Origin of the sequence: Streptomyces sp. NPDC127106 (assembly GCF_042677605.1) — a bacterium.
GTDB lineage: Bacteria > Actinomycetota > Actinomycetes > Streptomycetales > Streptomycetaceae > Streptomyces.
In genome coordinates this window covers 520,855-530,886 of sequence record NZ_JBHXTC010000001.1, presented here as the reverse complement: position 1 = coordinate 530,886, position 10,032 = coordinate 520,855, and the positions used below count along the sequence as shown (strand labels likewise).

The 10,032-nt window shown below is 73.2% G+C and carries 8 protein-coding genes; 4 read left to right on the top strand and 4 right to left on the bottom strand.

Annotated elements, in window-relative coordinates; all coding sequences use genetic code 11:
* Positions 1 to 303: 303 nt before the first annotated feature.
* A complete protein-coding gene (gene lysX / locus ACFVGY_RS02255) occupies positions 304 to 3,615 on the top strand; it encodes a bifunctional lysylphosphatidylglycerol synthetase/lysine--tRNA ligase LysX (protein WP_385669583.1) in 3,312 nt (1,103 codons plus the stop codon).
* A 70-nt stretch (positions 3,616 to 3,685) separates the two neighbouring features.
* Positions 3,686 to 4,642: a polysaccharide deacetylase family protein gene (locus ACFVGY_RS02250; protein ID WP_385669580.1), complete on the top strand. Its 957-nt coding sequence runs from the start codon at positions 3,686 to 3,688 to the stop codon at positions 4,640 to 4,642.
* Between the two features lie 64 nt (positions 4,643 to 4,706).
* Here ACFVGY_RS02250 and ACFVGY_RS02245 read toward each other — a convergent pair whose 3' ends face one another.
* On the bottom strand, positions 4,707 to 5,378 hold the full coding sequence (locus tag ACFVGY_RS02245; RefSeq protein ID WP_385669577.1) for a class F sortase: 672 nt from the start codon (positions 5,376 to 5,378) through the stop codon (positions 4,707 to 4,709).
* A gap of 369 nt (positions 5,379 to 5,747) precedes the next feature.
* Here ACFVGY_RS02245 and ACFVGY_RS02240 point away from each other — a divergent pair, with 369 nt between their 5' ends.
* Positions 5,748 to 6,341: a hypothetical protein gene (locus ACFVGY_RS02240; protein WP_385669574.1), complete on the top strand. Its 594-nt coding sequence runs from the start codon at positions 5,748 to 5,750 to the stop codon at positions 6,339 to 6,341.
* 225 nt (positions 6,342 to 6,566) lie between these two features.
* Here the strand turns inward: ACFVGY_RS02240 and ACFVGY_RS02235 are convergent, their stop codons facing one another.
* The 3 genes from ACFVGY_RS02235 to ACFVGY_RS02225 all read right to left on the bottom strand — a co-directional run bounded on the left by ACFVGY_RS02235 (position 6,567) and on the right by ACFVGY_RS02225 (position 8,263).
* A complete protein-coding gene (locus ACFVGY_RS02235; protein WP_385669572.1) occupies positions 6,567 to 7,145 on the bottom strand; it encodes a hypothetical protein in 579 nt (192 codons plus the stop codon).
* Between the two features lie 181 nt (positions 7,146 to 7,326).
* Entirely contained in the window at positions 7,327 to 8,097 is a 771-nt protein-coding gene (locus tag ACFVGY_RS02230) for a hypothetical protein (protein ID WP_385669570.1), read from the bottom strand.
* Between the two features lie 40 nt (positions 8,098 to 8,137).
* A complete protein-coding gene (locus ACFVGY_RS02225; RefSeq protein WP_385669568.1) occupies positions 8,138 to 8,263 on the bottom strand; it encodes a hypothetical protein in 126 nt (41 codons plus the stop codon).
* An 899-nt stretch (positions 8,264 to 9,162) separates the two neighbouring features.
* Here ACFVGY_RS02225 and ACFVGY_RS02220 point away from each other — a divergent pair.
* Positions 9,163 to 9,993 carry an SAM-dependent methyltransferase gene (locus tag ACFVGY_RS02220; RefSeq protein WP_385669565.1) on the top strand — a complete coding sequence of 277 codons (831 nt, stop codon included), beginning with the start codon at positions 9,163 to 9,165 and terminating at the stop codon, positions 9,991 to 9,993.
* Positions 9,994 to 10,032 lie beyond the last annotated feature (39 nt).

The following is a 10,032-nucleotide window of genomic DNA, read 5'->3' as shown; positions in this document are numbered from 1 at the left end:
CCGCCCGGCCCCATGGGCGGGGGCGTTGGGGGTGGGCCCGGGCGGCCCGGTCCGCCGCCGTTGGGTCCCCCCGCCTTCGGGGCGCCAGGGTACCGTGCGCCCCCCGTCCGGCCCCCCCCGGGCGGGGCCACCTCCCCGCCCTCACCAGCCGCACCGTCACCGAGCCGGCGTGCCCAGCGAGGCCCCCGCCGCCAGCACCGGCTGGACACCGCGCTCGAATCCGGTGTTCCCGTGCTCCGTCACCCTCCCGTGGGCAGGCCGCTCGGCGCGCGGACCTCCCCCGCCCTCCCTACAGTGCGAACCATGAGTGCCACCCTGGAGCGGACCAGGGGCACCCGGAACCGCTTCCTGGGCCGGGTGCCCGACGCGTACGCCGCGTTCTTCGGAGCCCTCGGGCTGGTCTGCGCCGTGCTGGCGCTCTCCCCGACGCTGCGCCACCTCCTGCGGCACGTCGTCCGGTTCCTCGACGCCTTCGTGGTGCCCGTCAGTGCGAACCTCGCCTACGCCGTCTTCCTCTTCCTGCTCGCCGCCGCGCTCGGCACCCGCAAGAAGGTCGCCTGGTGGATCGTCGTCGCCTATCTGGCCCTGCTGATCCTGGTCGATCTGCTGATCATGGCCGAGGGGGACTTCTGGGTCGGCGGCCCCTCCCTGGTCATCGCCGTCGCCGCCCTGCTCGTCCTGATCGCCGCCCGCAGGGAGTTCTACGCCGCCTCCCGCCCCGGGGCCTTCTGGCGGGCCCTGCTCGTCCTGGGGACCGGCCTGCTCGCCGCCGTCCTCCTCGGCTGGGGCCTGGTCGCACTCTTCCCCGGCACCCTCCCACCGGACCAATGGCTGGACTGGGCCGCCAAGCAGGTCTTCGGCGGCCTGTTCTCGGCCCGCCAGTTCGACGGCCACCCGCCGCGGCCCCTGTACTTCCTCCTCGGCCTGTTCGGCGCCCTCGCCCTGCTGAACGCCGCCGCCACCCTCTTCCGCTCCCAGCGGCTGACCGCCGCCCTCCACGGCGACGAGGAACCCCGCATCCGGGCCCTGCTCGGCGCGTACGGGCGCAGCGACTCCCTCGGCTACTTCGCCACGCGCCGCGACAAGGCCGTCGTCTTCGCCCCCAACGGCCGGGCCTGCGTCACCTACCGGGTCGAGGCGGGCGTCTGCCTGGCCAGCGGCGACCCCGTCGGCGACCCCGCCGCCTGGAGTCCCGCCGTCGACGCCTGGCTCGGCGTCGCCCGCCGCTACGGCTGGCAGCCCGCCGTCATGGGAGCTTCCGAGGACGGCGCCACCGCGTACGCCCGGTCCGGGCTCAGCGCGCTCCAGCTCGGCGACGAGGCCATCCTCCACGTCGCCCACTTCGACCTCGACGGCCGGGACATGCGCGTCACCCGCCAGGCGGTGAGCCGCGTCCGGCGGGCCGGCGCCACCACCCTCATCCGCCGCCACTCCGCGCTCGCCGAGGAGGAGATGCAGCGGATCATCGACCGAGCCGACACCTGGCGCGACACCGAGACCGAGCGCGGCTTCTCCATGGCCCTGGACCGGCTGGGCGACCCCGCCGACGGGGACTGCCTGCTCGTCGAGGCCTTCGACCGGGAGGGCGAGCTGATCGCCCTGCTGTCCTTCGTCCCCTGGGGCAAGGACGGCATCTCCCTGGACCTGATGCGTCGCGACCGCACCGCCCCCAACGGGGTCATGGAGTTCATGGTCGCCGAGCTGTGCGCCGCCGCGCCGGGACTCGGCGTGCGCCGGATCTCGCTCAACTTCGCCGTCTTCCGGTCCGCGTTCGAGGAGGGCGCCCGGATCGGTGCGGGCCCGGTGCTGAAGCTGTGGCGCAGACTGCTGCTGTTCTTCTCCCGCTGGTGGCAGCTGGAGGCCCTGTACCGCTCGAACGTGAAGTACGGCCCCGAGTGGTACCCGCGGTTCCTCTGCTACCAGGACGCCGGCTCGCTCGCCCGGGTCAGCCTCGCCTCTGGCATTGCCGAGGGCTTCGTCTCCGTACCCAGCCTGCGCAAACTCTGGGGCAACGGACACCCCAAGGGCCTCACCGCCCCCGCCACCACCGAAGGGCTGCCCTCGCTGGACGCCCTCGGTCTGGAAGGCGCGGGGGAGGGAGGGCCCGGCGTCCCCGCCGAGCGGCTCCCGGAGCAGGTGCGGGTCCGGCACGACAAACTGGAGCGGCTGCGTGCCGCCGGCGTCGACCCCTACCCCGTCGGCATCCCGCAGCGCACCCACACCGTCGCCGCCCTCAGGGCCGCCCACCCCGGCCGTCCCGCCCACCCGCCCGGTACCCGCACCGGCGAGCGGGCCACCCTCGCCGGCCGGGTGATGGTCGTACGGGACCTCGGCGGCGTGGTCTTCGCCGTCCTGCGCGACTGGTCCGGAGACCTGCAACTGGTACTCACCCGGGCCGAGGCAGGCGCCGGCGTCCTGGACTCCTTCGCCTCCCGGGTCGACTTCGGCGACCACGTCCTCGTCACCGGCGAGATCGGCACCAGCAGGACCGGCGAGCTCTCCCTCGTGGTCTCCTCCTGGCTGCTGACCGGCAAATGCCTGCGCCCGCTCCCCGACAAGCGCAAGGGCCTCGCCGATCCCGAGGCCCGGGTCCGGCGCCGCTACCTCGACCTGGTCGCCAGCCCCGAGGCCCGGGACGTCGTACGGGCCCGCTCGGCGGCCGTCCAGGCGCTGCGCCAGGGGCTGCTGGACCGCGGCTACCTGGAGGTCGAGACGCCGATGCTCCAGCAGATCCACGGCGGCGCCAACGCCCGGCCCTTCCGCACCCACATCAACGCCTACGACCTCGACCTGTACCTGCGGATCGCGCCCGAGCTGTACCTCAAGCGGCTGTGCGTCGGCGGCCTGGAGAAGGTCTTCGAAATGGGCCGCACCTTCCGCAACGAGGGCGTCTCGTACAAGCACAACCCCGAGTTCACGATGCTGGAGGCGTACCAGGCCTTCGCCGACTACGACGTCATGCTGGACCTCACCCGCGAGCTGATCCAGGGCGCCGCGACCGCCGCGTTCGGCGCGCCCGTCGCCCACAAGGCCGGACCGGACGGGAAGCTCGTCGTCCACGACATCTCCGGCCCCTGGCCGGTCAAGACGATGTACGGGGCGATCAGCGAGGCGCTCGGCGAGCAGGTCGACGCCGACACCGAGGAGCACGCGCTGCGCCGGCTGTGCGACCGGTCCGGGGTGCCGCACGCCCCCGACGACCCCCGGGGCGTCGTGGTGCTGGAGATGTACGAGCGGCTGGTGGAGGAGAAGACCCTGCTGCCCACCTTCTACAAGGACTTCCCGACCGACGTCTCCCCGCTCACCCGGCAGCACCGGCGCGACCCGCGCCTCGCCGAGCGCTGGGACCTGGTGGCCTTCGGCACCGAACTGGGCACCGCCTACTCGGAGCTGACCGATCCCGTCGAGCAGCGGCGCCGGCTCACCGCCCAGTCGCTGCTGGCGGCGGGCGGCGACCCGGAGGCGATGGAGGTCGACAACGACTTCCTGGACGCACTGGAGTACGCGATGCCGCCGACCGGCGGTCTGGGCATCGGCGTCGACCGGCTGGTCATGTTCCTCACGGGCCTGACGATCCGCGAGACGCTGCCGTTCCCGCTGGTACGGCGCGGCTGAACGGGTGAGGGGACGGGGGTGCGTCCGTGCCTCTCGACATCTGCGCCGATGTCGTTGATACGTAGTAGTAATGAAAAATGACGAGCCGACAGTAGGGCGGCGCGTGCTCCTGCGCACCGCCGTGTTCCTCGGAATCGCCGCCGCCTCCGGGCTCCTCGCCGCCGGCGAGGACGCCCGACCCGGACAGCCCTCCGCGGGCGGCGGACCCGGTACGGGCGCCAGTGGCGGTGGCGGCGCCGGTGCCGGTGCTGGCGGAGGCGCCGCATCGGCCCTCGGGCAGCCGGGCCCGGGCGGAGCCGCCGGACCGGGCGGCGTCCGAGCCCTGAGGCCGCAGACCCCGGGCCGCACCACGTACCGGCTGAGTCCCATGACCGAGGGGGCACCGCTGCGCCCGCCGGTCGCGAGGCCCACCGTGCGCACCCGGCCCATCCTGGAGCTCCCGCCCGCGGCGAGCACGGCCAGCGCCATGGTGCTCACCTTCGACGACGGCCCCGACCACCGCTACACCCCCGCGATCCTCGACACCCTGGCCCGGTACGAGGTCCCGGGCCTCTTCTTCGTGTGCGGGGAGAAGGCCGACGAGAACCGGGACCTGCTGCGCCGCATGGCCGACGAGGGCCACGTGATCGGCAACCACACCTGGTCCCACCCCCTGATCCCCCGGCTCGGCCGGCCCGACCTCGCCGCCGAGATCGCCTCCACCAGCGAGGTCGTCGAGAAGACCGTCGGGGCGCCGCCGGTGTGGTTCCGGGCGCCCTACGGGGCCTGGAACCGGGCCGCGTTCGAGATCGGCGCCGAACTGGGCATGGAGCCGCTCGCCTGGACCGTGGACTCCCTGGACTGGAAGGAGCCCGGCACGTCCGTGATCGTCTCGCGCGTCCTGCAGGGCGCCGCCCCCGGCGTCATCGTGCTGAACCACGACGCCGGCGGCGACCGCTCGCAGAGCGTCCGCGCCCTCGACACCTATCTGCCCCAGCTGATCGCCCGGGGCTACCGGCTGACGCTGCCCGCGCTGCCGCCCCGCTGAGGCCGTGTTCCTCCAGCGGGGCGGGCGGGTGCGGGCGGGTGCGGGCGGGAAGCCGGGGAGGCGCTCAGCGGGCCCCCACCATACGGGCGAAGACGACGACGTTCCCCTCGTAGCCCCGGGCCTTCGAGTAGCCACCGCCGCACGTGATCACCCGCAGCTCCGGCCGCCCGGTGTCCCCGTACACCCGGGAACCGGGGAAGGTGTCCTTGGAGAACACCTCCACGCCGTACACCTCGAACAGCGCCGTGCGCCCGTCGTAGCGCTCCACCTCGATCCGGTGGCCCTTGCGCAGCGCGCCGAGGCCGTAGAAGACCGCCGGCCCGCTGGCGTTGTCCACGTGGCCCACGATCACCGCGGACCCGCGCTGGCCGGGCGAGATGCCGTTGAGGTACCACCCGGCCAGGTTGGGGTCCTCGGCCGGCGGGGCGTCGACCCAGCCCTGCGGGTCCAGGCCCACGGTCATCACCGGCGCGTCCACCTTGATCGCCGGAATGCGGATGCGCTGCACCGACGAGTGCTCCAGCACCTGCGCCGGTGCGGCCGCATCGGCCGGCGCCGTCACGCCCGGCGGCTGCCCCGCGGGCGCCGTCACCGCCGCGGCGGCGGTCGGCTGCGGCGGACCGTCCCCGACGTCCGCTCCGTTGCGCATCATGGCGAGGCCACTGAGCATGACCAGTGCGAGCACGCCCCAGGGCGACCATCTCCTGCGCGGCAGCTCGCTCTCGTCCTCGGTCATGGCTCTCCCTTCCCGACGCGGGGGTCCCGACCCGCGTTCGCGTCCCACCCCGGTACGCCCTTTCCCCCGCACGTTAAAGCCGTCTCCGCAAGACGGCGATCGCTGAAGGGCGAACGGGTGGCGGTACCCGCGAACGGGTGGCCGGCCCGACGGGTGCGCCCATCCAGGTATTCATCACACAATCACCTGACGGGTCGTGACCTGCGGATCCGTCAGACGACGCGCGCAGCGCTCGGCGTGTCGCTCAACCGTGCGGCCCAAAGCCGGACATGCGCTGGTTGCGGGCCGCCCCGAGGGTCGTCGTGGGAGGCGTTCTCGTCGATCATCCCGGGCGACCGCTCCGGGGCGCTTTCCGCTGGAGGTTCCACCATGCGTGTTCTGCGCGCTCTCACCGTGGCCGCTGCGGCCTGCGCCACCCTCGGCCTCAGTACGCCCATGGCCGCGGCGAACAACAACCCGGTGAACAGCAACCCGGTGAACAACAACCCGACGGGCAACAACCCGGTGGGCAACAACCCGGCGGGCAACAACCCGGTGGGCGGCTCGCCGTCGGGCGGCGGCAACGGGCCCAGCAACGTCACGGTCAACCCCTACTCCGTGCACCAGGGCTCCACCATGCAGGTCAGCGCGGCAGGATGCCTGCGCGGTGGCACCGTCTGGTCGCCCAACAACTTTCAGCAGGAGCGGCTGTCGGCCGGGTCCATCGGGTTCGCGACCGTCCGGATCTTCAACCACGCCTCTCCCGGCAACCACACGCTGTCGGTCAAGTGCGACGACAACAGCCTGGTCGCCACGCACCGCTTCACCATCCTCGACGGCAGGGGCGCGCAGGGCGGCCTCGGCGGCTCGATCGGCCCGTCCACCGCCGAGACCGCCATCGGCGCGAGCCTCGTGGGTGCCGCGGCCCTGGGAGCGGGCGCCCACGTGCTGCGCCGGCGCCGCCCGGCCCGCAATCGGGCCTGACGACCGGCAGGCCTCCCCGGTCGCAGCCCCGGAAGCCGCCGGTCGCCCCCGGTCCAGGCCAGGACGCGGGGCGACCGGCGGTCGGTGCTTGCGCGGTGGGCGCGTGATGTGCGCACGTTCGGCGCGTGCGCCACGTGCGGCGTGTGTGCGACGTGCAGTGGGCGCCGTCGGGTGTGGGGGAGACGGCCGGTTCGACGGTCCGCGGTGCGTGCACGCCGTACGCCGTCAGTGTCCGCGCGCACCCGCGCGGCGCCGGACCGCGTACCCGGTGCCGGCCGCGGCGAAGAGGAAGAGTCCCGCGCCCGCGCCGACCGCCCAGGGGTCCATCCCGGCGATGCTGCCGCCCAGCCCGCCCCGGACCCCCCGTGCGGGGCTCGGTACGGAGGTGGGCACGCCGAGGGCCGTGGCCGTGAAGGTGGAGCTCGTGGTGGGCCGGCTGCTGCCGCCGGCGATCGTGAGGTCCGCCGAGCCGTTCTCGCCGCTGCACGTGAAGGTGACCGAGTACACGGCTCCGCGGCGGGCGTCGCGGTCCACCGTGATCCGTGCCGTCCTGCCGCGCTCGATGGTCACGGTGTCGAAGACCCCGGAGGAGACCGTGGCGTAGGCGGCGTTGCAGCCGCTGACGGAGAGCGTCACCTGGCCGCCGGGGGCGACCGTGGAGGGGGTGACGGCGAAGCCGAACGAGGTGACGGGCTGGGCCCCGGCCGTTCCCGCACCGGGCGTGCCGAGAACGCCGAACACGAGTACGGCGCCCGCGGCGCCGGTCCCGATCAGGGCAGTTGCGGAGCTTCGTATCGCACCCATGATTGGTTCTCCGGATCCCGAGGAGCAGCCGCGGAACCGTTTCCGCACGGAGAGGGCGATGCACCTCGACGCTCGCCACGCTAGGCGCGGGCGGCGCGCCCCGCGATCAGGAGCGGGCGAATGGGGCACGGTGGTGGGCCGAACCGGGGAAGGACGCCCCTCCCCCGGTTTGCGAGGCCGGTCAGTCACCCGGGTCCAGATGTGGGAACTGGGTGAGGAACGGCTCCGCGGTGGCCGCGATGCCGCGCCCGAACGGCGCGTCGAAGTCCCAGATCAGGAACAGCAGGAACGCGATCAGCGCACTGAACAGGCCCGCCAGCAGCAACTCCCGGAACGAGCGCCGGATCTGCAGGGTGAAGATCAGGCCCACCGTCACCAGCGCCCCGGTGATCAGGCCGAACCACACCACTCCCGGCATGGTCGCCCCCGCGCTCCCGGCGCGGGAACTGCGGGCGTCGTCGACCAGCGCCACCTGGTCCACCAGCGGCTGGTAGGCCTGCCCCTCGTGGTCGGTCTGCGGCTCGTAGTCCGTCACGTCCCGGCGGATACGTTCCAGCAGCTCCGCGCCGCGGTCCGTGAGGGTGCCGTGTTCGGCCATCTGCTTCCACTCGGTGTCCACCACGTGGGACACGTACGCGTCGACGTCGGCCCGGATCCTCGTGCGCACCTCGGCCGGGTAGACCGCGGAACGGACGCTGATCTCGTGCAGGGCCTGCGCCTCCTGGCGCACGTACTCCTGGGCGGCTCCCCGGCCCTCCCAGACGCCCGCGATGGCCAGGCCCAGCACGATGGCGTAGATCACCCCGATCATCATCGTCATGTACTCGATGACGTCCGGGGTCTCGCTGGGATCGTCGTCGTCGCCGATCCGCCGGTGGTTGATGAAGACGATGGCCAGCACCACGGCGCAGGCCGCGGCCATCGCGATGGTCAGCACGAGCCATTCCGACAAGATGACTCCCAAGGGGACGCGTGGTGGACGGGGCCGGGGTCTAGCGCGGGCGCAGTGCGGCCATCGCGAGCACCGCGGGGGCCGCGGTCATGAGGGTGAAAGTCACCGGTGAGATGTGGTGCTCCACCGGTTTGGGGGCCGGTGCCCGGTAGACCGGCTTGGCCACGGCCTTCTTCGTGGGTGGCGGCGGTGCGGGCGGGGGCGGGGGCGGCGGGGGAACCACGGGTGCCGCGTACTTCTTCGGCGGGGCCGGGGCCGGAGCCGGTTCGGGCGGAGCCGGTGCGGGCGGCCGGGGCGCGGGGGGCGCGGGCCGGGGCGGCGGTGGCGGTGTGGGCGTGGGCTTCGGGGCCGGCGGGGGCGTCGGCTTGGGGGGCGGGGTCGGCTTCGGAGTGGGCTTGGGGGTCGGCTTCGGCGTGGGCTTCGGAGGGCAGGGCGGGGGCGGCGGCGGGTGGTGGTGCCGCCCGTGCCCCTTTCCGCGACCCTTGTCGTGGCCTTTTCCGTGGCCGCCGTCGTGACCGGTTCCCCGGCCCCCTCCGCGGTCGTCTGACGGGCCGTCGCCGTGATGTGCGCCACCCCGGCTTACGACGCTCGCGCCGCTGCCGGCGACCGCGACCAGCCTGACGGCCGCCGAACGGTCCCCGGCGTGGACGGTCGCGTAGGCGCAGCTATCGGCCACGGCCGGGGTGGCGGAGAACGCCGCCCACAGCAGGGCAGGGGCCACCAGCAGGTGCCTGGCAGAGGCTCTGTTCACGCCGGGATCATGGGCTCGGGCGCGCCCGCACACGCGGCGCTCGGCCCTGGTTCGCCTGAACGGGTGGCAGGAGGACTGTAGAGGTTTAGGCCACGAAACGGTGCGACCCGGTCGCTGGCCTGTCGCTACTCATAAGAGACTTGTCGGTTTCGGTCATTCGTGCCGGCGGGGGCCACAGGGGTCTTTGGTGTGTGATGAAGAACGGATCACCAATTTCCGCTTTTGCTCGCTCCCTTGGGCAATGATCAGTACATTCGGCTCGGACAGGTGTCCGACCCCGGACAACCGCCACGGACTACGGCTTGGAGACCGCGATGGAGCGCCCCGCCTGGGCCCCGCCAGGGATCGACATATCGGTGCCGAGCGTGTCCCGGATCTACGATTACTACCTGGGCGGCTCGCACAATTTCGAGGTCGACCGCCAGGCCGCCCGCCGTGCCATGGAATTCACCCCGGGCCTACCCAAGATCATGCAGGCGAACCGGGCCTTCATGCGCCGCGCCGTCCGCTACGCCGTGGACCAGGGCGTCACCCAGTTCCTCGACATCGGCTCCGGCATCCCCACCTTCGGCAACGTCCACGAGGTCGCCCACGCGGCCAGTCCCGAGGCCCGCGTCGTGTACGTCGACCACGATCCCGTGGCCGTCGCGCACAGCAAGGCCGTGCTGGCCGGCAACGACCGCACCGGGGTCCTCGCCGCCGACCTGCGCAAGCCGCAGGACGTCCTGGGCTCCTCCGAGGTCGCGCGGCTGCTGGACCTCGAACGCCCCGTCGCCCTGCTCCTCGTCGCCGTCCTGCACTTCCTGGAGGACGCGGACGAACCGTACGCCGCCGTCGCGGAGCTGCGCGACGCCCTGCCCTCCGGCAGCTTGCTCGTCCTCACCCACGCGTCCTACGAGGGACTGCCGCTGCCCGAGGAGACCGCCAGCGGCATGGTCGACGTCTACCGGGACATCCGCAGCCCCCTCGTGATGCGCAGCCGCGAACAGGTCGCCCGCTTCTTCGACGGGTTCGAACTGGTCGACCCCGGCCTCGTGTCGATGCCGAACTGGCAGCCCGACGGCCTCGCCGCCCCGCAGGACGGAGAGATGCCGGAGGACCCGTACGCCTTCGCGGGCTTCGGCGGAGTGGGACGCAAGGCGTGAGATCCCCGGCCGCGGTGCCTCCCGGCACACCGACCCCGA

Bases quoted from the DNA above. Each gene is read 5' to 3' on its own strand.
- ACFVGY_RS02240 (WP_385669574.1), top strand. From the start codon at position 5,748: ATGCGTGTTCTGCGCGCTCTCACCGTGGCCGCTGCGGCCTGCGCCACC.
- ACFVGY_RS02220 (WP_385669565.1), top strand. From the start codon at position 9,163: ATGGAGCGCCCCGCCTGGGCCCCGCCAGGGATCGACATATCGGTGCCG.
- lysX (WP_385669583.1), top strand. From the start codon at position 304: ATGAGTGCCACCCTGGAGCGGACCAGGGGCACCCGGAACCGCTTCCTG.
- ACFVGY_RS02245 (WP_385669577.1), bottom strand. From the start codon at position 5,378: ATGACCGAGGACGAGAGCGAGCTGCCGCGCAGGAGATGGTCGCCCTGG.
- ACFVGY_RS02250 (WP_385669580.1), top strand. From the start codon at position 3,686: ATGAAAAATGACGAGCCGACAGTAGGGCGGCGCGTGCTCCTGCGCACC.
- ACFVGY_RS02235 (WP_385669572.1), bottom strand. From the start codon at position 7,145: ATGGGTGCGATACGAAGCTCCGCAACTGCCCTGATCGGGACCGGCGCC.